This is a genomic window from Bradyrhizobium sp., assembly GCF_036009065.1.
In the GTDB taxonomy this organism is placed as follows: Bacteria; Pseudomonadota; Alphaproteobacteria; order Rhizobiales; family Xanthobacteraceae; genus Bradyrhizobium.
Window position 1 is genome coordinate 1 of sequence record NZ_DASYMN010000189.1, and the last position, 21526, is coordinate 21526.

A 21526-nucleotide genomic window follows, 5' to 3' on the forward strand; every position below is an offset into this window, starting at 1 on the left:
TGAAGAGCGCGACCACCCAGGCGAAGATGGGGCGGTCGATGAAGAACCCCGGCATCGGAATTTACCGGTGCGCTTGCGTGGTCGGATGAGCTTCCGGCGTTGCGCCAGCCAACGCACCGGCCTCGGTCCACGCCAACGGCTTGACCTTGTCGCCGGCGGCGAATTTCTGGAATCCCTCCACCACCACGCGGTCGCCGGACTTCAGGCCTTCAGTCACGAACCACTGGCCGTCCTGCACCGATCCGGTGCGCACGGCCTGGGTTGCGACGTGATTGTCATCCTTGACCACGAACACCTCGCTGCCGCCGCCGCCATTGCGCTGGATCGCCTGCTGCGGCACGGCGATGGCATCGGTGTCGATGCCCTGCTCGATCAGCACGCGGACATACATGCCCGGCAGCAATTCGCGCTTCGGGTTGGGAAACTCGCCGCGCAGCGTCACCTGCCCGGTATGGGCGTCGACCTTGGCCTCGGAGAACAACAGCTTGCCGGTCAGCGCATAGGGCGTGCCGTCGTCGAGCACGAGACGGATTTTTGCCGCGCCGGGCGCGATGCGGTCGAGATCGCCGGCCTCGAAGGCGCGGCGCAGATGATTGAGTTCGGAGACCGACTGGGTGAAATCCGCATAGATCGGATCGAGCTGCTGGATGGTTGCGAGGTTGGCGGCCTCGTTCTGCACCACCAGCGCGCCTTCGCTGACCAGCGCCGCGCCGACGATGCCGTCGATCGGGGCGCGGATGGTGGCGTAATCGAGATTGAGTTTCGCGCGCGCGACGTCGGCGTTGCGGCCGGCGACGTCGGCTTCGGCCTGCCGCATCGCCGCGATGGCCTTTTCGTTTTCCACCTCGGTGGTGGCGCGCTGGCTGGTCAGCAGTGCGACGCGCCGCGCCTGCTGGGCGGCCTGGTCGTACACCGCATTGGCGCGCGCAAGGGCTGCTTCATTCGACTGCAGCTCGACCTCGAACGGCCGCGGATCGATTCGATAAAGCGGATCGCCGGCTTTTACTTCGCTGCCCTGATTGAAGGTCCGCTCGACCACGATGCCGGACACCCGCGGCCGTACATCGGCGACCCGCGTCGGCGCGATGCGCCCCGGCAATTCGCGCACCACCGCACGCACCTTCGGCGCGACGGTGACAACGCTGACTTCAGGCTCCGAGGTTTGCGCAGGCGCTGAGGCAATGGCTTGATGCGGTTCGTCGCATCCCGCAAGAAGCGGCGCGAGGCCGCCCATCAGCAGTGCGGCGCATGCCAGTCGTGTGGTGATGCGTGTCATCGGCTTTTTAAAAATTCCCATTCGCGCGGACACGCGCCAAAGCTCCACGCGCCGCCAGGCCCGCAGCTTCGCCTCGCGACACCGCAACGTCTTTTGATGAACGCAAGATAAATGGTTTGCGTTGCAACGCAACATCTTTGGCGGCGGCGCAATGCCACACGGGGCCTAGCGCGTTGAAAGAGTGGCAATTTTCGTCATCTCACACGATCGTGAATCGCGCGTGTTCGCGACGAGAAGAAAAACGAAATCAATGATGACGCGAAAACCGCCGTTTGCCTGCCCAGCAAGGCGGCACCCGGTGGATTATTGGTCGCTTTCGACCTGCGCGTCCTGGCACGCCAGCTACCCCACCCGCATCCGATAGTGGCTGACGCCCCATTCGCTGCCGTCGGCGTAGCCGAACAGGCCGGCGGTGGCGAGAAAGAACCAGCGCCAGCGCCGCATCCACAAGCTCGTGTCGCTGCCGTAGACCGGGCGAAGCACCTCCTCGATCTGGTTGCGGTTGGCATCGAAATTGGCAAGCCAGTCGAGCGCGGTGCGCCGATAGTGCACGCCGCTCCAACGCCATTCCTTCTCGACCTCGAACAGGTCGGCATATTGCCGGATCAGATGATGGCTCGGCATCACCCCGCCGGTGAAGAAATGCTGCGCGATCCAGTCTTCGCGGTCGGCGCGATCGAACAGATAGGCCGCGGCACGATGGGTGAAGACATGCACGAACAAGCGGCCGTCCGGCGCCAGCCATGATCTCATCCGCGTCATCAATTCGCGCCAGTTCAGCATGCGCTCGAGCATTTCGACCGCGACGATGCGTGAAAACTGCTGCTTCGGATCGAACGCGTTGATGTCCTGGGTGATCACGCGCAGGTTTTTCAAGCCGCGTGCCGCGGCCTCGCCTTCGATATAGATCCGCTGCGAATCCGAATTGGATACCGCCGTGATCTGCGCGCGGGGAAACTGCCGCGCCATCCACAGCGACAACGAACCCCAGCCGCAGCCGAGTTCGAGGATCGACAGGCCGTCATGCAGGTCGGCATGCTCGACGGTCTGCCGCAAGGATTCCTCCTCGGCCTCCTGCAGCGTCGATTCCGGCTCCTTGTAGAAGCACGACGAATATTTCCGGTTCGGGCCGAGCACGCTTGCGAAGAAAGCCTGCGGTACCTCGAGGTGCTGATTGTTCGCCTCGTCGGTATAGTCGGCGATGTGGCGCGCCGCCATCTCGTCCGCGAAGGCGGCGTCGCTCTCGGCATTGCTGCTGGCGAGTCTTGTTGCCGTGCGCGAGCACAGCCGCTGGATGGCAGCACGGACCACGATGTCAGGCAGCGGCACGCGCTCGGCGGTGCCGATAATCGAGGAAACGAAACTCATGAGATCGCTCCTTTCTGCGGCAGCGCGGGATGAGAAGATGATCGCGGCGAGCCCCTCCAGAACCAGAACGGCCGTGCCAAATCCCGCTAAGACCTTCAAACGCCAAACTATTTGTGAAATACGCAGGTAATTAAAGCCGGTTTCGCCTCCAGGTTCCCTGCTCCGGCTAAAACAACCTCCCTAAGTCTGTTTTCCCGCCGTCGCTGTGCCATATTGAGGCCCGAAACGGTGCTTCCCCCAACCCGGACTCATGCCATATGGCGCCCACGACCCGCTCCGCGATGGAAATCGAACTGACCAAACTGTCGTCGCCCCGGATTTTTCTGGTGCGGATGCTGGTGTTCTTGGTGTTGTGCGCGTTGATCCTGTTCGTGCTGTACAAGCAGATTATCGTCGCCTTCTTCGCCAATCCCGGGCTGAACGCGCTGATCGGCGCGGTGCTGCTGATCGGCGTCATCCTGTCGTTCCGCCAGGTGATCCGGCTCTATCCGGAAGTCGCGTGGGTCAACAATTTCCGCATCGCCGATCCCGGGCTCGCCCTCGACCGCCGGCCGACGCTGCTGGCGCCGATGGCGGCGATCCTCGGCGGCGAACGCTCGGGCCGGATGACGATCTCGCAGCAAACCATGCGGCATCTCCTGGATTCCATCGCCACACGGCTCGACGAAGCCCGCGACATCTCGCGCTACATGACCGGGCTATTGGTATTCCTCGGCCTGCTCGGCACTTTTTGGGGCCTGATCGAGACCGTGGGCTCGGTCGGCAAGGTGATCGAGGGCCTGAAGGTCGGCGGCGATGCCGGCTCGCTGTTCGACACGCTGAAGGAGGGCCTCGCCGCACCGCTCGGCGGCATGGGCATTTCATTCTCGTCGTCGCTGTTCGGCCTTGCCGGATCGCTGATCCTGGGCTTTCTCGACCTGCAATCGAGCCAGGCGCAGAACCGGTTCTATACCGACCTCGAAGACTGGCTCGCCTCCACGGTCAAGGAATATTCCGGCGAGAGCGCCGCCGGCGCCAGCGGCGACCTGCAGCACGCCATCGAGCGCTTGCGCACCACCATGGAAGAAGGCGGCAGCAATCGCGGCACCACGGCGGCGATGGCCAACCTCGCCGAAGCGATCCAGGGCCTGGTCGCCCATATGCGCACCGAGCAGCAGATGATTCGCGAATGGGCCGACGGCCAAGGCGAGCAGAACCGCGAGATCAAGAAACTGCTGGAGCGCCTCGCGCGCCAGCCGGAGAAGAATTGAGTCGTAAGTCATCGTGCCCCGGACGCAGCGCAGCGCGTAGCTCTTGCGGAGCGGTGCGCTGCAGAGCCGGGGCCGTAGCACACAAAACTTCGTCATGCGCGGGCTTGACCCGCGTATCCATCCATCTTCGAAGATTCGTGCGAAGAAGATGGATTGCCGGGTCAAGCCCGGCAATGACGCTTCAATTTTATGGCGGTCCCGGCTCTGCGCAGCGGCATGAAGAATGCCGCAGCGCGTCCGGGACACGAGAAAGTGGAGACATCTGAATGGCCCTTGCCCGTGCACGCCGCAACGAGACCGGATTGAACTACTGGCCGGGCTTTGTCGATGCGCTCTCGACGCTGGTGCTGTCGATCGTGTTCCTGCTGTCGGTATTCCTGGTGGTGCAGTTCTTCCTGTCGCAGGAAGTCACCGGCAAGGACAAGGCGCTGGAGCAGCTCAACGCCAAGATCGCGCAGTTGAACGACCTGCTGTCGCTGGAAAAGCTTGGCGGCCTCAACCTCAGCGACCAGCTCTCGCAGGTGCGCGCCGGGCTTTCGTCGGCAGAGGCCGAGCGCGACCGGGTCAAAGGACTCTATGAAGGCCTTGCGGGTGCCGGCAGCGATGCCGCAGGCCGCGCCACCGAGCTCAACAAGGCGCTGGATTCGGAGAAGCAGTTGTCGTCGCGCGCGCTGGCGCAGGTCGAGGTGCTGAACCAGCAGATCAGCGCATTGCGCCGACAGCTTGCGGCACTCGAAGAAGCGCTCGATGCTTCCGAAAAGCGCGACAAGGAATCGCAGGGGCGTATCGTCGATCTCGGGCAGCGTCTGAATGTCGCGCTGGCGCAGCGGGTGCAGGAATTGTCGCGCTATCGCTCGGAATTTTTCGGACGGCTGCGCGCCATCCTCGGCACCCGGCCCGACATCCGAATTGTCGGCGACCGCTTTGTGTTCCAGTCGGAGGTGTTCTTCGATACCGGACAGGCGCTGTTGCTCCCCGAGGGCCGCGCCGAACTGGAAAAGCTCGCGGCCGCGCTGACCGAACTCGACAAGCAGATCCCGGCCGAGATCGCCTGGGTGCTGCGGGTCGACGGCCATACCGACGTGCGGCCGATCCTCAACAGCCCGGTGTTCAAGTCGAACTGGGAGTTGTCGTCCGCGCGCGCGATCTCGGTGGTGCAGTACCTGGTTTCACTGGGCGTACCCGCGCAGCGCCTGGTCGCGGCCGGCTTTGCCGAATTCCAGCCGCTCGACACCGCCGCCACCGAAGAAGCCTACAAGCGCAACCGCCGCATCGAGCTGAAGCTGACGGAACGGTGATGTCCCACTACATCGTCATTGCCGGGCTTGACCCGGCAATCCATCCTCTTCGAAAGACTCTTGCGAAGATCGATGGATGCGCGGGTCAAGCCCGCGCATGACGCCGGTGATTGGATGAGCGCTCCCTTCACCTTGCGCCTCTACGCGCCCGCCGACGAAGACGCCGCAATCGCGTTGTGGCATCTCACCTGGCAGCAAGCCTATCCCTCAATCGACTTCGCCGCGCGGGTAAATTGGTGGCGCGAGCGCTGGCGAAAGGAGCTGGTGCCAAACGCCAATATCATCGTGGCCGAACAGGGCGGCGCGCTGATCGGCTTCGTCACCATCGACGCAACTGGCTATCTCGACCAGCTGGTGGTCGAGCCGGATCACTGGGGCTCGGAACTCGGCACCGCGCTGGTCGGTGAAGCAAAACGGCTGTCGCCCGACGGCATCACGTTGCTGGTCAACACCGACAATGCCCGCGCGATACGGTTTTATCGGCGTAATGGATTCGTCGATGCCGGAGGCGACGTCAATCCGACCTCGGGGAAGCCGGTGCTGCGGATGGCGTGGAAGCCGTAAGTTTCGTGTCCCGGACGCGGTGCGGCATTCTTCATGCCGCTCCGCAGAGAGCCGGGACCCAGCTACTTGCGCGCGCGTAGAAACCGGGGCCCCGGCTCTGCAGCGCACCACGCCGTGAAGAACGGCGCGCTGCGCTGCGTCCGGGGCACGAGTCCTCACACTCCCTCGAACTGCAGCCGCGCCAGCCTTGCATAGAGCCCGTTCGCCGCCACCAGCGACGCATGGGTGCCCTGCTCGACGATGCGGCCCTGGTCCATCACCATGATGCGGTCGCAGGACAGAACGGTGGCGAGGCGATGCGCGATCACCAGCGTGGTGCGGTGACGCATCAATTCCTCCAGCGCGGTCTGCACCAGCGTTTCGCTCTCGGCATCGAGCGACGAGGTCGCCTCATCCAGCAGCAGCAATGGCGCGTCGCGCAGGATGGCGCGGGCGATCGCGATGCGCTGGCGCTGGCCGCCGGACAGCATGACGCCGCGCTCGCCCAGCTGCGCCTCGAAGCCGCCGGGCAGGCGGCGGATGAATTCGATGGCGTGGGCCTGTTCGGCGGCGCGCTCGACCTCGGCATCGCTGGCATCGGGCCGCCCGAAGCGGATGTTTTCCCGCGCGGTCGTGGCGAACGCCACCGAATCCTGCGGCACCAATGCGATGCGCGCGCGCACCTCGCGCGGCTCGGCGTCGCGGATCGGAACGCCGTCGAACGAAATCGTGCCGCTTGCAGGATCGTAAAACCGCAGCAGCAGATGAAACAGCGTGCTCTTGCCTGCACCGGAGGGGCCGACGATGGCGACCTTCTCGCCCGGGCGTACCGACAGCGACACGCTGTCGACCGCCAGCGCATCGGGCCGCGACGGATAGGCGAAGCTGACACGGTCGAGCACGATGTCGCCGCGCGCCGGCACCGACAGCGCCCGCGGCGAGGCCGGCGCCGTGATCGACGATTCGACGCGGAGGATTTCGAACAATCGTTCGGCGGCGCCCGACGCCGCCGACACCTCGCCCCAGACTTCGCTGAGCTGGCCCAGCGCCGCCGCGGCGATCGCCGCGAACAGCACGAACTGGCCGAGCCGGCCCGGGGTCATCGACCCGGCCAGCACGTCATGGGAGCCGACCCAGAGGATGACGACGACGCTGGAGAACACGATGAAGATGATGATCGCGGTCAGCACCGCGCGCGCCCTGGTGGTATTGCGCGCCGCGGCGTAGGCCTGCTCGACTTCGCCGCCGAACCGCGCTTCCGCCAATCGCTCGTTGGTATAGGCCTGCACCGTCCTGATGGAGCCGACCAGTTCGGCGGCATAGGCCGTGGCCTCCGCCAGCGTCCTCTGCGCGCTGCGCGCCAGCCGACGCACCGAGCGCCCGAACGCCACCAGCGGAATCACGATCAGCGGAATCGCCAGCAGCACGAACAGCGACAGCCGCGGGCTGGTGATCACCATCATCGCGGTGGCGCCGGTGAACAGCATGATGTTGCGCAGCGCCACCGACACCGAGGCGCCGACCGCCGACTTGATCTGGGTAGTGTCGGCGGTGAGCCGCGACATCAGTTCGCCGCTGCGCGCGGCATCGAAGAAGGCCGGTGACAGCGAGATCAGGTGCGCGAACACGTCGCGCCGCAAGTCGGCGACGATGCGTTCGCCGATGGTCATCACCAGATAATGCCGCGCCGCGCTGGCGCCGGCGAGCACCGCGACCACCAGGATCATCACGCTGAAATAGCTGTTGATCAGGACGATGCCTTCGGGACTGAACCCGAAGTCGATCATGCGGCGCGCCGCGACCGGGATGATCAGGGTCGTCATCGCCGCGACCGTGAGCGAAACGAACGCCAGCATGGCGCGTCCGCGATAGCGCATCACATATGGCGCCAGCGCCAGCAACGGACGCAGTTTTGCGCGGCGGATAGCCGGCGTTTGCGTCAATTGGGCTTCGACCGGGGACGGCTCAGCCAACGGATTTTCCGGCAGCCCGGCCTTGTCGACCCGCGCACCTTCAAGCTGTTCGGCCGCACTCATGAATCTGGATCACCCGGTCTATAAGGCTTCCAGATAGGCCCCTGAAGCCGCGCTGGCAAATGCCGTCCGGACCTTGTTTTGGCGGGATGCTTACGTTATAGAGCGGCCAAATCCGTCCATTGCCATTGACATGCAGGCGCGAGCCACGCCGAAGGATATCCCATGAAACCCGAAATTCACCCGAATTATCATACCATTACGGTCGTGATGACCGATGGAACCGAATACCAGACGCGCTCGACCTGGGGCAAGGAAGGCGACAAGCTCAACCTCGACATCGACTCCAAGTCGCATCCGGCCTGGACCGGCGGCGCCCAGCAGATACTCGATCGCGGTGGCCGCGTCTCGCGCTTCCAGAAGAAGTTTTCCGGGTTTCTCAAGAAGGATTGAGCGCTCGCTACCTTCGGATTTGAGCGATCAAAACGCCCGCGCTCCGCCGGGCGTTTTTTTGTGGGCCGCAGCCACGAGCTGGTGCCAGGCGAGGTTGAAGGCGAACCTTTCTGCAGCGCGGAAGCTTGACGGCGATGAGCCGAATTCTGTCTCGGGCGCGCAATCATCTTGACGTTGTTCAACCGCTTTCGAGGGGCTAGTCTTTTTCCGCTGTTTCGTGGCCGTGCTTTTCCCTACATTGCCGGATCTGGATTGCAATTTTTGAGCCTTACAGGTTTTTCCAATGACCGACCCAGTGCAAGATCCGGCTCCGCCGCCCCCACCTCCGCCGCCACCGCCCGCCGATCCTGTTTCGGCCGCTGAATTTCAAGCGGCCATTAATGGTTTGACGGCCGAGCTCAAGCGGTTGTCCACTCCGCCGGGCGGCGCTGCCGCCAAGAGCGGCTTTGAGCTGAGCTGGATTGGACAATTCGTCTCGAGCGGCATCTTCTTCATCCTGCTCGGACTTGTCGTGCTGTTCGTCGCGCGAAGCGGCCTTGGAATCGTGCATACCTCGTTCAGCTTCGTGCTGGTCGTTCTGGGAACGGCGATCCTGTTGTTCGGAACGGGAACACAGGGAATGGGGAGACTGCAGTCGGATGCCGCGACGGCAAAATACAATGTCGCGATCGCCGGAGGGGCCGGCATACTGGCGCTGGTCATCGGGTTTGGCATGATGAGGTATGCCCCGGAGATTCAACGCACCTTCGACATTGAAACAAAATATCTCGTGGTCCGTGTTCAGCCCCAGCCCGACGGAAGCACCGACCTTTCCAATTACTGGGGCCGGTTCGAGATCGACGGCAACGCGATTCCATCGAGCCGAAGAGGCAAAGGATTTGAAGTATGGGTACCTCACAGCAACGGCCGGGAAGGCACCAAGCACGTCTCTTACACGCTGCTGGCTGATCCGGTTTCGGCCAAGTCCGGCCTGAAACCCCTGATCGAAGAAACCGTCAATGTCGATCTGTCGGAAGAAAATATCGACCGAGGCAATGCCGGATTTAGCTTTCCCGTGATCTTGAAAGTGGTCCTGGTCTCGGCAAAATCGTCCGACACCAAGGCCTTGAACGCCGCCGCCGCCCAGCAGTTGCCGGTCGCCGAGGGCGCCACCCCGCCAAAGCCAAGTGTAGCACCGATATTGGAAGCACAATGACGCGAAGCATGACTATTGCCGTCTGTCTGGTTGCGGCGTTCAGCGTGCTGACCGGCACGGCCAGCGCGCAGACTCAGAACTATTGCGCCATCTACGACAAGGCGGTGACGACGGATACCGCAACCGGCGTTCCGGTCGTCTCCGAAGCTCTGCTCGCCGACTGGAATGCCGCGCTTCCCTGCCTTGTCAGGATTCTTCGCAGCCTGAAGGATGATGTCGGCCCTCAGCCCACCCAGCAAACCCGGTCGAAAATGCTCAGCGTTACCGGCGCATTGCGAAACATCATCCTGAAATTCTCCGATCCGAACGACCCGAAAAAAGTCGCCGAAATGGCGGCATTCATCAAGGCGTTTCGCGACCTCGACGATATCGTGGCCGTCTCCGTCCTGACCTGGGGTGTGCGCGGCGATTCACCGGACCTTCGATCCAATTCGCTGTTGGTCCTGGGAAACGTTATCGACAACACCACGGTGTGCGTTCCTCTCACTCACCTTAGCGATCCAACCCTGGTCAAGTCAGCCAGCGGCATAAACGGCCGCGCAAACCTGCTCAGCCTTTTGTCGGTGGTGGCGCCGTGGGCATACAAGGAGAACAGCGAGAATATCGCACGCACGCGCGCAAGCATTCTCGGCCAGGTCAACAGCAACGATCCGAATCTGAAGGGCACCCTTGCGCGGCTGGAAAATATCAGCAAACGGCTCGACGACAACACCGAGACGTCGAACCGGAGCGTCCCGATGCCTGAATCGTGGCGCCTGCAGTGCAAGGCATATGTCGAGGGCTTTGTTCCGAAACTTCCATCGTTCCAGAACGTAGAGTATTGAGCACGACCGGAGGCGGCGCGGCAATCGTCATCATCGCGAGCCCGGTGACGCCAACGTTGCCGCATTCACGGGGATGAGCTGACGATACTCAGCGCTCGAACGCGGCCTTGAGGCGGTTGAGTTGCGGCACCAGCGGATTGCCGATCGAGGCGCGTTCCGCTGCCGGCGCATGGATGGTGGTATCGAGGCGCCGGACTTTGGTCTGCAGGGTCATGGAGCGGGCGATCAGGTGCTGCAATTGCTGCGGCAGCCTGGCGATCATGTCGGCGGCGCCGGGATCGGCGGCGGACAGCTTGACCTTGGTCTTTTCGCGATTGGCCTGGGTCAGCGTCATCTCGCCTTCCTTGACCGCCCGGTGCAGCAGCAGCCAGGACGCGAGCTGCATCAGCCGCGTGGTCAGCCGCATGCTTTCGGTGGCGTAGGTGAGACTTACCGAGCGGTCCAGCGCCTTCGCCTCGGTGCGGCCGACGCCGTCGAGATAGGCGGCGGTCTCCTCGACCAGATCCATGCCTTCCCGGAACAGGGTGCCGAAGGCGGCGGAATTGGTCAGCCGCTCGCTGAACTGGACGAGACCGCTTTCACCTGACCGATCCGACATGGTTAACGCCTCACGCCACTGTTTACGCTGCCGGCTTCAAGTCGCCGGGCTTATGATGAACAAATCATTGCGCGCTCACGGGCCGGAGTCCAGCCGCAAGACTTATTATGGTTTCCAGCGCGGTGACGCTACGCCAAAAAAGAGCCGCCGTTTCCGGCGGCTTTGAAGTTGATAACAGGGAGGCGTCAAACAGAGTGGACAGGAGCCACTCGGTGTCCAAACGAGGACGATTTAAGTCATATTCGAGAAAGCTTAATCGATCGTAAACGAACGAATTGATTCAGCGGTTGTTTGCCATGTCGGCCATTGGCCGAGTGTGGTTACGTGCCCCGGACGCAGCGCCATAAGCGCGTTTACGCGCGTCTTCGACGCGCTATGGGGTAGCTCTTCGCGAAGCGGTGCGCTGCAGAGCCGGGGCCCCGGTTTCTACGCGTCCGCAAGCAACCGGGGTCCCGGTTCTGCGAAGCGGCATGAAGGATGCCGCATCGCGCCCGGGACACGGGAGTTCACGACTTGAAAAACCGGTCCGCCGCATCCTTGGACGAGCGCTTCTTCGCCATCGCTTCGTTGAGCCGCTCGATCTCCGACGTCAGCAGCGCGATGCGCTCGGTCAGCTCCTCGACCGACAGCAGGTACAGATCCTGCCCGATCTCATGGGTGATTTTCTTTCTCGGCTTGTCGTCATCCTCGGCGGCCATGTGTCTTGCTCCTACGCGTCAGTCTGGCTAATCAGATACCCTCGTCATTGCGAGGAGCCCTTGCGACGAAGCAATCAAGTTCTTGCTTTCCAGTTCTGGATTGCTTCGTCGCGATCGGGGCCGGCCAAAGGCCGGGCCCGTTGGCTCCTCGCAATGACGCTACGGCATAGGAAAAAATCATGGAAAAGCTGCCCGCGCAAATGACCGTCGTCGCCATCAGCAAACCCGGCGGGCCGGAGGTGCTGGTGCCGGAAACCCGCAGCCTTCCGGCGCCGGGGCCGAACGAAATCCTGATCAAGGTCCATGCCGCCGGCGTCAATCGACCCGACGTGTCGCAACGCTCCGGCAGCTATCCGCCGCCGCCCGGCGCCAGCGATCTGCCCGGGCTGGAAGTCGCGGGTGAAGTGGTGGCGGTCGGCAACGGCGCCACCAAACACAAGCTCGGCGACAGAGTGATGTCACTGGTGGCCGGCGGCGGTTACGCGCAGTATTGCATCGCGCAAGACGCGCAGGCGATGGCGGTGCCACAGGCTTTGTCGATGACCCAGGCCGGCGCGATCCCGGAAACGCTGATGACGGTCTGGCACAATGTGTTCGAGCGCGGCGCGCTTGCCCCCGGCGAAACGCTGCTGATCCATGGCGGCTCGTCCGGGATCGGCACCATGGCGATTCAGCTCGCCAAAGCGTTCGGGTCCAGGGTCATCGTCACCGTCGGCTCGCAGCACAAGGCCGACGCCTGCCTGCAACTCGGCGCCGACGCGGCCATCAACTACAAGACGCAGGATTACGTCGTTGAAACACGAAAAGCGACCAACGACATCGGCGCCAATGTCATCCTCGACATGGTCGGCGGCGACTACATCGAGCGCAATTACGATGCCGCGGCAATGGACGGGCGGATCGTGCAGATCGCCTTCCTCGGCGGCCCCAAGGCGACGGTCAATTTTGCCAAACTGATGGTGAAACGGCTGCACCACACCGGCTCCACGCTGCGTCCCCGCAGCAATGCCGACAAGGCGGCGATGGTCGCCGCGATCGAGGCCAAAGTGCTGCCGCTCATCCGCGAGGGCAAAGTAAAACCCTTGATGGACAGCACATTCCCGCTGGAAAAGGCCGCGGACGCGCATCGGCGCATGGAGACCAGCGAACATATTGGCAAAATTGTGTTGACCGTCTAACGCGGCATCGACGGCCGGCAGCCGGAAACCCTTTGATTCCCCTCACATTCATGTCATTTATCGCGCATCGTCGAACGAGTGCATCGGCCGGCGCTGAACGCGGAGAACTGACATTGCGTCTGATCAGGTGCCTTGCGCCCCTAGCGCTGGGCCTCATGATTTTTGCCGCGCCGCCGGCGCGCGCCATCGACGCCGTCAGCGTCCGCAGTGACGCGCCCGCGATCGACCTCACCGCGATCCTCGATCATCAGCGCAGCGAAACCGACCGCATCCAGGTTTCGACCGCGCCGGGCACCGACGGCATCATTCGTCGCATCGAGGTGCGTGCGCGCAAGGGCGGCCAGAACTGGGTGGTGTTCGCGCTCGCCAACAACACCGATGACCAGCTCGACCGCCTGATCGTCGCCCCGCATTATCGCATCGTGTCGTCGGGATTGCTGTGGCCGGATCTCGGGCTGTCGCGCATCGAGACCATAACGCCTTCGGCGGGCGACCGCCCCGAGCGGCAGGACAGCCCGACCGCCGACATTTTCCGCATCACGCTCGATCCCGGTGCGGTAGTCACCTATGTCGCCGAGTTGAACACCGACAAGCTGCCGCAGCTCTATCTGTGGGAACCGGAAGCCTACAAGGACAAGGTCAACTCGTTCACGCTCTATCAAGGCATCGTGATCGGCATCTCCGGCCTGCTGGCGCTGGTGCTGACCATCCTGTTCGTGGTCAAGGGCAGCATCATGTTCCCCGCCGCCGCCGCGCTGGCATGGGCGGTGCTGGTCTATATCGGCGTCGACTTCGGCTTTTGGGGCAAGGTGCTCGACATGTCGAACAATGCCGAGCGGGTCTGGCGCGCGGGGGGCGAAGCGATCCTCGCCGCGACGCTGTTGGTGTTCCTGTTCGCCTATCTCAACCTAAGCCGCTGGCACGTGCGCTATTCCCATATCACCGTCGGCTGGCTCGCCTTCTTAGGGAGCTTGGTGGCGCTGGCATTGTTCGATCCCGCGGTCGCATCCGGCATCGCGCGGATATCGCTGGTGCTGATCGCGTTCGCCGGTTTTGCCCTTATCGTCTATCTTTCGACGCATGGTTTCGATCGCGCCGTGCTCTTGATCCCGACCTGGTTCCTGCTGGTGGTCTGGGTGATCGCCGCCGGCATGACGGTCGCGGGCAGCGTCACCAACGATATCGTCGGTCCGGCGTTATTGGGCGGCCTGGTGCTGATCGTGATGTTGATCGGATTTACGGTGATGCAGCACGCTTTCGCCGGCGGCGGCATGACCACCGGCATCGTCTCCGATATCGAGCGCCGCGCGCTGGCGCTGACCGGCTCGGGCGATTTGATCTGGGACTGGGACGTCGCCGCCGACAAGGTTTTCACCAGCCCCGAAACCGAAGCGCTGCTGGGGCTGAAACGCGGCACGCTGGAAGGCCCGGCCGCGAAATGGCTGGAGGTGCTGCATCCGCTCGACCAGGACCGATTCCGCGCCGCACTTGACAGCGTGCTCGACCAGCGCCGCGGCCGGCTGGTGCAGGATTTTAGGCTGCGCACGCCGGACGGCCATTTCATGTGGTTCGCGCTCAAGGCGCGCCCGGTGGTCGGCTCCGACGGCGAAGTTTCGCGCGTGGTCGGCACCCTCACCGACGTCACCGAGTCCAAGAACGCCGAAGAGCGGCTGCTGCACGATTCGGTGCATGACAACCTCACCGGCCTGCCGAACCGAAAACTGTTCATCGACCGCCTTACCGCGGTGGCGAATTTCGCCAAGAGCATGCCGAACCTGCGGCCGACCCTGATGGTGATCGATCTCGACCGCTTCAAGCAGGTCAACGATTCCGTCGGCATCGCGGTCGGCGATTCCATCCTGCTGACGCTGGCGCGGCGGCTGACCCGCATCCTTAAACCGCAGGACACGCTGGCGCGGCTGGCAGGTGACCAGTTCGGGCTGATCCTGCTGTCGGAGCAGGATTCCACCAAGATCACCGCCTTCGCCGAAACCATTCGCAAGACCATCCGCGCGCCGATCGCCTTCAACGAGCGCGAGATTTTCCTGACCGCCTCGATTGGGCTCGCGCTCTCCGACCCGCAGACGCAGCTCTCCGAGGAGATGATCAAGGACGCGGAACTGGCGATGTATCACTCCAAGCGCATCGGCGGCGACCGCATCGACGTCTACAAGCCGGCGATGCGCGCGCGCAAGACCGACCGGCTGACGCTGGAATCCGAATTGCGCCGCGCCATCGAGCGCGAGGAGATCACTATTTTGTACCAGCCGATCGTGCGGCTGGAGGATCGCTCCATCGCCGGCTTCGAGGCTTTGGCGCGCTGGGACCATCCAAAGCTCGGGCGGATGGCGCCGCAGGAGTTCATCACCATCGCCGAGGAGATCGGGCTGATCGTCGACCTCGGCATGTTCGTGATGGACCAGACCGCGCGGCAGCTCAGCATCTGGCAACGCGCGATGCGCTCGCGCGAGCCGATCTTCGCCAGCGTCAATGTCTCGTCACGGCAGTTGCTGCGGCACGATCTGATCCACGACATCCGCACCGTGCTGTCGCGCTCCTCGGTGGCGCGTGGCACGCTGAAGCTGGAACTGACGGAATCGCTGGTGATGGAAAATCCAGAGCACGCCGCGCAAATGCTGCACCGGATCCGCGAACTCGGCACCGGATTATCGCTGGACGATTTCGGCACCGGCCATTCCTCGCTGGCCTATCTGCAGCGCTTTCCGTTCGACACCATCAAGATCGACCAGTCCTTTGTGCGCACCACCAGCCGCGGCACCCGCCCGGTGATCCTGAAATCGATCATCGCGCTGGCGCACGACCTCGGCATGGACGTGGTCGCCGAGGGCGCCGAGACCGATTCGGACGCGGTGGAGCTGTATCAACTGGGCTGCGAATACGCCCAGGGCTTTGCGTTCGGCGAGCCGATGGATGCCGATGCCGCGATGCGGCTGCTGACGGAAGAGCGGCTGGAGGCGGCGAGCTAGTCAGCTCCGTCGTTGCCGGGCTTGACCCGGCAATCCATCCTCTTCAAAAAGCGCTTTTACGAAGATTGATGGATACGCGGGTCAAGCCCGCGTATGACGCAGAATATGTGTTCGCGCGCTCCAAGCGCTGTATTGATCCTCTCCCTTGGGAGAGGGGTCGGGCCGCGGCAATCGACACGTCCCTTGTTAAGCACGTCATTTATCGAAATATTAGCGTTGCATTGTTAGCCGTTTGATCTTTCAGCACTCGCTGTTGGATACAAGGATGCGATCAAGCGTGACAATCGCGGCCGAAAACGCCGGCGCCAATTTCAGCCGGCCCGCGTCCTCCGGGGCACGGCAGAAAATGATCGCAAAATTGCGCGGCAATGCCTTGCCGATCGCCATCACGCTCGCCTCGCTGCTGGCCGGCGCGATCTATACCTGGGCCGTCGGCGAGGACGCGAACTGGGATTGGCAGAACTATCACGAATACAATGTCTGGGCCGTCCTCAACGGCCGCTACGACATCGATGCGCTGCCGGCCGGATTTCAAACCTACTTCAATCCCGCGGTCTACTTTCCGGTGTATGCCCTCCGGCATCTGTTGCCGGCGCCCTATGGCCTGCTGATCATCGGCGCGGTTCATGGCCTCAACCTTACGCTGGTTTATCTGCTGTCCCGTGTGCTGCTGCAAAACGCGGCCACCACCGGTGCGGTCGCGGCCTCGGTCCTGATCGCCGCCTGCGGTCCGATGACGCTTTCGGAGGTCGGCACCAGCTTCTCCGATATCCTTACCGCGCTGCCGATCGTCGCCGGATTCGCCCTGATCCTGTCGGCCGGTGAATCGCACCGCCTGCGCTACATCCTGGCCGGATTGCTGCTCGGCGCGGCGGTGGGGCTGAAGCTCACCAACGCGGTGTTCGCGCTGGCTGCCGCCGCCGCTGTGCTGGTGGCGGCGCGTCCGCTGCTGGCGATGACCTGCCTCGGTCTCGGCGGCGCGATCGGGGCGCTTGCGACCGGCGGGGCGTGGAGCCTGATGCTGTGGCGGGAAATGGGCAATCCGATTTTCCCGTTGTTCAACGGCGTGTTCCAGTCGAAGGAGCTGCAGCCGTCCAATATCATGGATACCCAATTCCTGCCGCGCGGTATTTGGGATGCGCTGGCCTATCCGTTTTACTGGCTGCTCGGCGACAACCGAAGCTCGGAATATCCGTTCCGCGATGCGCGCTTTGCCGCCGCGATGGTGCTGGCGCTGGTCGGCATCGCCGCGCGGCTTGCACGGCATGGCGCGATTTTCACCCGGCGGGATGTGCAGTTCTTCGTTTTGTTTGCCGTTTCCTATGCGGCGTGGCTCGGTCTGTTTTCGATCCAGCGTTACGCCATCGTGCTGGAGTTGCTGTGCGGTCCGCTGATCGTGCTGCTGCTGTCGCGCGTTATGACCGGCGCGCCGGCAATGGTTTTACGCGATGGACGGTGGATGCCGGCGGGTGCCGTCATCGTGGCGGTCGCCGTGGCGATCGCGTCGTGGTCGCAGCCGGCGGACTGGTGGCGGCGCCCGTGGTCCAATTCGTATCAGCCAAAAATTTCCGCCCGGCTCGATCAACCGGCCGCTTACTTTCTGCTCGACAAGCCCATTGCCTATGTCGCGCCGCTGCTGCCGCCGCGATCGCGGTTCTATCAGATCGCGGATATTGCCTTGCCTGTGATGCCGGACGGTAAGTTCGATCGCCGCATCCGCGCCGGGCTCGAAGATCCGTTGCCGGGCGGCGCGTGGGAACTGCACATTCGCGGCAAGCCGTTCCGGCAAGACCTGCTGGAACGCTATGGCCTTGCCATCGATGGTTCCAGATCCTGCGTCGAGATCGAAGGCGTCCAGCTCGCAACGGCCATCGAGGCGTGTCCGTTGATCAGGCGGGAGAAATAAACGCGTCGTGGTTACCCACCGAGGTCGGCGGCGCTGCTATGCATGCCCCGCTTCGTTCGACAGCATGCCAGGATCAATGCCGATCTTGCGCAGGGCGCGGAGATATTTTTCGCCGGCATCCCGCCCGAACACCAGGTCCGGATCAGCGGCGCAATGCAGCCAGCCATTGTCCTGAATTTCGGTTTCGAGCTGTCCCGGCGCCCATTGGGCATAGCCGAGCGCGAGGATGGCGTGCTTCGGCCCGGCGCCCTTCGCGATCGCCTTCAGAATATCGACCGTCGCGGTCAGGCAGATACCGTCGTCGATCGGCAGCGTCGCATCCTTGATGAAGAAGTCGCTCGAATGCAGCACGAAGCCGCGTCCGGTTTCGACCGGACCGCCCTTCAGCACCTTCATGGTCCCGGCATTTTCCGGCAGCTTGATCTGGTCGGCTTTCTGGATGATGTCGAGCTGCACCAGCAGTTCAGGGAAATCGATGGTGCCCGCCGGGTGATTGACGACGATTCCCATGGCGCCTTCGGACGAATGCGCGCACATATAGATCACCGAATGCGCAAAACGCGGATCTTCCATGACCGGCATGGCGATCAGCAACTGGCCATCGAGATAGCCGCGGCCTGCCCCGTCGCCGCCGGCATCGGCCTTGCCTCCGGCGCCGGCCGGCTTTTTGCGTATCAGGTCCATCAGCGCAGGACTCTCATTTGCCCGTCTCGTATCCTGATATTGGGTGCCCGCGCTGTCAATCAAGCTTCATGCCAAGCCAGACCCGATCACAAGCAATTCAATGGTTTGCGCCAATGCCAGACTGTAAAGACGTTCCATGACTTCAACGGTTCCAATCCGCGCCGCGGCCGGCGTCGCCGCTGGCGTTTTTGCGTGCTGCTTTGCGTGGCAGGCACCGGCGCAGGACGCCTCGCCGTGGCAGCAGGACAGCCATTCCGCGGTGCGGCTGCTGGCGGGGTCGCGCAGCGGTGCGGTGCTGCTGGGCGGCATCGCGTTCCAGATTGAGCCGGGCTGGCATACCTATTGGCGCAACCCCGGCGATTCCGGCGTGCCGCCGCGGTTCGATTTTGGCAAATCGGAAAATATCGAAGCCGTGACCATTCTGTGGCCGGCGCCGATAAAATTTGCCGACGGCGCCGGCGGTACTTCGATAGGTTATCAGAAGCAGGTGGTGCTGCCGCTGCGCATCGTCGCAAAAAATGCCGACAAGCCCGTGACGCTTCGCGCCGACATCTATTACGCGGTGTGTGAAAAAATCTGCATCCCGGTCGAGGCCAAGGCCGAACTGGCTTTCACAAGCGTGGCGAGCACCGGGGACCCGGCGCTGTTCGCAGCACTCGACGCCGTGCCGAAACCGGCCAATGTCGGCGATCCCAATCCGCTCACCATTGGCGACGTCAAACGCGACGGCAAAGCCGGCGTGATTGTCGACGTGGCCACGCCCGACGCCCAAGAGGTTGCGCTGTTTGTCGAAGGGCCGACGCCAGACTGGGCGCTGCCGGTGCCGAAATTGCTCGGGCATAGCCCGCCCGGGGTCAAGCGCTTCGCCTTCGATCTCGACGGCCTGCCTCCCGGGGCCAATCCCGAGGGTGCTGCGCTAAGGCTGACCCTGGTCGGCGCCGAGCGGGCGTATGAGTTCAATGTGAATTTGAATTAGCGCGATATTTTTCCACAGTCGTCCCCGCGAAGGCAGGGACCCAACCTCCGTGTGCTCTCGTTTCGGCACCAGGTCGGCACTTTCCATCACCAGCAAGGCCAGGGGTTATGGGTCCCGCCTTCGCGGGGACGACAACCCAACCGAATCTTAACGAATCGTTGATATTCCGGATCGTCGCCGCGCCGTGCGGCAATGAGGAATTTTCCGTGGCCGTGACGGACGCGCACTCCCCCTCACCGCACCCAGCAGGTGCTTTTGCGCGGCTGCGCGCGATGCTCGGTCGTGTCCTCGGCGGCTCGGGCGAAGCCTCGCTGACAAAACGCCTTGCCGGCACCATCTTCATCATCCGCATCGTCAGCGCCGCAATGGCGTACCTGTCGCAGATCCTGCTGGCGCGCTGGATGGGCGGCTCGGACTACGGCGTCTATGTCTATGTCTGGACCTGGGTGCTGCTGCTCGGCAGCATGATGGATTTCGGCATCTCGGTGTCCGCGCAAAAGCTGATCCCCGAATACCGCGCCAGCGGCGAACACGATCTGCTTCGGGGCTTTCTCTCCGGCAGCCGCTGGATGACGTTCATCGTATCCTCGGTGGTTTCTGCGCTGCTCGCCGGCATCGTCAAGATTTCGTCGCCGTGGATCGAACCCGGTACGGTGGTGCCGCTCTATATCGGCTGCCTGACGCTGCCGGCCTTCGTCGTCGCCAACACCCAGGACGGCATCGCGCGCGCACACGACTGGATGCGGCTCGGGCTGATGCCGCAATTCGTGGTGCGGCAGTCGCTGATCATCGGTTTTACGGCCGGCGCCTTCGCGCTCGGTTTCAATCTTGGCGCCACCGCGGCGATGCTCGCCAGTGCCGCCGCGGTATGGATCGCCATGATCGGCCAGATGATCGTGATGAACCGCCGCCTGCACGATACGGTCGAAGCCGGCCCCAAGGCTTTCGATTTCCGCGGCTGGCTCGCGGTGTCGCTGCCGATCCTGATGGTCGAAGGGTTTTATCTGCTGCTGTCCTACACCGACGTGCTGCTGCTGCAGCAATTCCGCTCCTCCGAAGAAGTCGGCGTCTATTTCGCGGTGGTGAAGACGCTGGCGCTGGTGTCGTTCATTCACTACGCGATGTCGGCCACGACGGCGCACCGGTTTGCCGAATATCACGCCACTGGCGACCGCGCGAGGCTGTCGGCCTATGTCGCCCACGCGATCCAATGGACGTTCTGGCCGTCGGTCGCCGCGACCGCAGCTCTGCTGGCGTTCGGCAAGCCGCTGCTGTGGCTGTTCGGGCCGCAATTCGTGGCCGGCTACGACATCATGTTCATCGCCGCCATCGGCCTCGTGGTGCGCTCCGCAATCGGCCCGGTGGAGCGGCTGCTCAACATGCTCGGCCATCAGCACATCTGCTCGCTGGCCTACGCGTCGGCCTTTGTCATCAATGTCGTGCTGTGCGTCATTCTGATCCCGCGCTTCGGCGGCCACGGCGCCGCGGCCGCGACTTCGCTGGCGCTGGTATTCGAAACTGTGCTGCTGTTCTGGATCGTCCGCCGCCGCCTCGGCCTGCACGTGCTCGCGTTCGGCATGCGCAGCGCTTAGCTCGGCCTCACACCGAGTCGTCCCCGCGAACGCGGGGACCCATACTCCCTGGACTTGATGTTTGACTTCAGCGCTTGCAAGATAAGGCGACGAGCGCTGCCGCTCTCATAATCGACACGGCGTATGGGTCCCCGCCTTCGCGGGGACGACCCGTTGAGATGTCATAAGAATGCAGTAACGCCGTAGCTACGCGATCTCGTTCAAACGGCATGGCTACCTTCGCGCACAATCAAGCTCCTTTGCCACTCTTGGATTTCCGGCACGCGCGAGCACGATCGCCGCGGCGATCACTTCCAGCGCAATGGTCAACAGCAGCGCAGCGCCGTAATCGCCTCTCCAGCCGCGGATGAGACCGATCAATCCGGGACCGAAGGCGCCCACCGTGCCGCTGATCGAGGTGAACAGCCCCATCACCACGGTGAAGTTCTGGACTTCGAACTCGCGATGGATGATCAGCGGCGGCAGTGTGATGAGGTTTCCGATCGAAAAGCCGAACACAGCAGAGGCCAGCAGCACGAGATGGACGTTGTCGCTCAGGTGGATGGTGAACACCGCCACGGCCTGGCTCACCAGGGAGATGGCGGCAACGAGCCGCGGGTCGAGGTGGTCTGCGACGACGCTGAGCGAGACCCGTCCTACGATCGCCATCGAGGTCATTACACTGACCGCGAGCCCTGCCTTAAGAGCCCCGATCTTCGGCTCAAGTATCGCGATCTGATGCACGATG

General features: G+C 63.2%; 18 protein-coding genes. 11 read left to right on the forward strand and 7 right to left on the reverse strand.

All coding sequences use genetic code 11. The annotated features are described in order from the left end of the window. Positions 1 to 61 precede the first annotated feature (61 nt). Both VGP39_RS11280 and VGP39_RS11285 read right to left on the reverse strand, forming a co-directional pair. Positions 62 to 1276 (reverse strand): efflux RND transporter periplasmic adaptor subunit, encoded by a 1215-nt coding sequence (locus VGP39_RS11280; protein WP_327568186.1) that lies wholly within the window; start codon positions 1274 to 1276, stop codon positions 62 to 64. 342 nt (positions 1277 to 1618) lie between these two features. Further along, positions 1619 to 2644, reverse strand: coding sequence for a cyclopropane-fatty-acyl-phospholipid synthase family protein (locus VGP39_RS11285; RefSeq protein ID WP_327568187.1), 1026 nt, complete (start codon positions 2642 to 2644; stop codon positions 1619 to 1621). Positions 2645 to 2901: 257 nt separating this feature from the next. On the opposite strand from VGP39_RS11285, the gene VGP39_RS11290 reads away from it, so the two are divergent. From VGP39_RS11290 to VGP39_RS11300, 3 genes are all read left to right on the forward strand, one after another. Then, the gene (locus VGP39_RS11290; protein WP_327568188.1) at positions 2902 to 3894 is read left to right on the forward strand and encodes a flagellar motor protein MotA; all 993 of its coding nucleotides are present in this window, start codon (positions 2902 to 2904) and stop codon (positions 3892 to 3894) included. Between the two features lie 266 nt (positions 3895 to 4160). Further along, on the forward strand, positions 4161 to 5192 hold the full coding sequence (locus VGP39_RS11295; RefSeq protein ID WP_327568189.1) for a peptidoglycan -binding protein: 1032 nt from the start codon (positions 4161 to 4163) through the stop codon (positions 5190 to 5192). Positions 5193 to 5306: 114 nt separating this feature from the next. Then, positions 5307 to 5756: a GNAT family N-acetyltransferase gene (locus tag VGP39_RS11300; RefSeq protein WP_327568190.1), complete on the forward strand. Its 450-nt coding sequence runs from the start codon at positions 5307 to 5309 to the stop codon at positions 5754 to 5756. Positions 5757 to 5911: 155 nt separating this feature from the next. Here the strand turns inward: VGP39_RS11300 and VGP39_RS11305 are convergent, their stop codons facing one another. Next, positions 5912 to 7771 carry an ABC transporter transmembrane domain-containing protein gene (locus VGP39_RS11305; RefSeq protein ID WP_327568191.1) on the reverse strand — a complete coding sequence of 620 codons (1860 nt, stop codon included), beginning with the start codon at positions 7769 to 7771 and terminating at the stop codon, positions 5912 to 5914. 162 nt (positions 7772 to 7933) lie between these two features. Between VGP39_RS11305 and rpmE the strand changes: the two genes are divergently transcribed. The 3 genes from rpmE to VGP39_RS11320 all read left to right on the forward strand — a co-directional run bounded on the left by rpmE (position 7934) and on the right by VGP39_RS11320 (position 10180). Then, on the forward strand, positions 7934 to 8161 hold the full coding sequence (rpmE, locus tag VGP39_RS11310; protein WP_327568192.1) for a 50S ribosomal protein L31: 228 nt from the start codon (positions 7934 to 7936) through the stop codon (positions 8159 to 8161). Positions 8162 to 8567: 406 nt separating this feature from the next. Then, entirely contained in the window at positions 8568 to 9356 is a 789-nt protein-coding gene (locus VGP39_RS11315; RefSeq protein ID WP_327568193.1) for a hypothetical protein, read from the forward strand. Positions 9357 to 9364: 8 nt separating this feature from the next. Further along, positions 9365 to 10180: a hypothetical protein gene (locus VGP39_RS11320; protein WP_327568194.1), complete on the forward strand. Its 816-nt coding sequence runs from the start codon at positions 9365 to 9367 to the stop codon at positions 10178 to 10180. A gap of 88 nt (positions 10181 to 10268) precedes the next feature. Here VGP39_RS11320 and VGP39_RS11325 read toward each other — a convergent pair whose 3' ends face one another. Then, the gene (locus tag VGP39_RS11325; protein WP_327568195.1) at positions 10269 to 10778 is read right to left on the reverse strand and encodes a DUF1465 family protein; all 510 of its coding nucleotides are present in this window, start codon (positions 10776 to 10778) and stop codon (positions 10269 to 10271) included. 506 nt (positions 10779 to 11284) lie between these two features. Further along, entirely contained in the window at positions 11285 to 11476 is a 192-nt protein-coding gene (locus VGP39_RS11330) for a DUF1192 domain-containing protein (protein WP_327568196.1), read from the reverse strand. Between the two features lie 179 nt (positions 11477 to 11655). Between VGP39_RS11330 and VGP39_RS11335 the strand changes: the two genes are divergently transcribed. The 3 genes from VGP39_RS11335 (at position 11656) to VGP39_RS11345 (ending at position 17547) form a co-directional block, all read left to right on the forward strand. Next, positions 11656 to 12654 carry an NAD(P)H-quinone oxidoreductase gene (locus VGP39_RS11335; RefSeq protein ID WP_327568197.1) on the forward strand — a complete coding sequence of 333 codons (999 nt, stop codon included), beginning with the start codon at positions 11656 to 11658 and terminating at the stop codon, positions 12652 to 12654. Positions 12655 to 12767: 113 nt separating this feature from the next. Then, a complete protein-coding gene (locus VGP39_RS11340; RefSeq protein WP_327568198.1) occupies positions 12768 to 15641 on the forward strand; it encodes an EAL domain-containing protein in 2874 nt (957 codons plus the stop codon). Between the two features lie 277 nt (positions 15642 to 15918). After that, positions 15919 to 17547 carry a hypothetical protein gene (locus VGP39_RS11345; RefSeq protein ID WP_327568199.1) on the forward strand — a complete coding sequence of 543 codons (1629 nt, stop codon included), beginning with the start codon at positions 15919 to 15921 and terminating at the stop codon, positions 17545 to 17547. A 36-nt stretch (positions 17548 to 17583) separates the two neighbouring features. Here the strand turns inward: VGP39_RS11345 and VGP39_RS11350 are convergent, their stop codons facing one another. Beyond that, complete coding sequence (locus VGP39_RS11350) at positions 17584 to 18231, reverse strand: YqgE/AlgH family protein (protein ID WP_327568200.1); 648 nt, start codon at positions 18229 to 18231, stop codon at positions 17584 to 17586. Positions 18232 to 18367: 136 nt separating this feature from the next. Here VGP39_RS11350 and VGP39_RS11355 point away from each other — a divergent pair, with 136 nt between their 5' ends. Then, entirely contained in the window at positions 18368 to 19207 is an 840-nt protein-coding gene (locus tag VGP39_RS11355) for a protein-disulfide reductase DsbD domain-containing protein (RefSeq protein ID WP_327568201.1), read from the forward strand. 206 nt (positions 19208 to 19413) lie between these two features. Then, positions 19414 to 20799, forward strand: a complete 1386-nt coding sequence (locus tag VGP39_RS11360) for an oligosaccharide flippase family protein (protein WP_327568202.1) — start codon at positions 19414 to 19416, stop codon at positions 20797 to 20799. A gap of 213 nt (positions 20800 to 21012) precedes the next feature. On the opposite strand, the gene VGP39_RS11365 is transcribed toward VGP39_RS11360, so the two are convergent. After that, on the reverse strand, positions 21013 to 21526 hold a 514-nt coding region (locus VGP39_RS11365), incomplete at its 5' end, for an MFS transporter (RefSeq protein WP_327568203.1).

Coding starts and splice junctions, on each gene's coding strand:
- VGP39_RS11350 (WP_327568200.1), bottom strand. CDS start 18,231: ATGGACCTGATACGCAAAAAGCCGGCCGGCGCCGGAGGCAAGGCCGAT.
- rpmE (WP_327568192.1), top strand. CDS start 7,934: ATGAAACCCGAAATTCACCCGAATTATCATACCATTACGGTCGTGATG.
- VGP39_RS11335 (WP_327568197.1), top strand. CDS start 11,656: ATGGAAAAGCTGCCCGCGCAAATGACCGTCGTCGCCATCAGCAAACCC.
- VGP39_RS11280 (WP_327568186.1), bottom strand. CDS start 1,276: ATGACACGCATCACCACACGACTGGCATGCGCCGCACTGCTGATGGGC.
- VGP39_RS11355 (WP_327568201.1), top strand. CDS start 18,368: ATGACTTCAACGGTTCCAATCCGCGCCGCGGCCGGCGTCGCCGCTGGC.
- VGP39_RS11295 (WP_327568189.1), top strand. CDS start 4,161: ATGGCCCTTGCCCGTGCACGCCGCAACGAGACCGGATTGAACTACTGG.
- VGP39_RS11285 (WP_327568187.1), bottom strand. CDS start 2,644: ATGAGTTTCGTTTCCTCGATTATCGGCACCGCCGAGCGCGTGCCGCTG.
- VGP39_RS11330 (WP_327568196.1), bottom strand. CDS start 11,476: ATGGCCGCCGAGGATGACGACAAGCCGAGAAAGAAAATCACCCATGAG.
- VGP39_RS11325 (WP_327568195.1), bottom strand. CDS start 10,778: ATGTCGGATCGGTCAGGTGAAAGCGGTCTCGTCCAGTTCAGCGAGCGG.
- VGP39_RS11300 (WP_327568190.1), top strand. CDS start 5,307: ATGAGCGCTCCCTTCACCTTGCGCCTCTACGCGCCCGCCGACGAAGAC.
- VGP39_RS11320 (WP_327568194.1), top strand. CDS start 9,365: ATGACTATTGCCGTCTGTCTGGTTGCGGCGTTCAGCGTGCTGACCGGC.
- VGP39_RS11305 (WP_327568191.1), bottom strand. CDS start 7,771: ATGAGTGCGGCCGAACAGCTTGAAGGTGCGCGGGTCGACAAGGCCGGG.
- VGP39_RS11290 (WP_327568188.1), top strand. CDS start 2,902: ATGGCGCCCACGACCCGCTCCGCGATGGAAATCGAACTGACCAAACTG.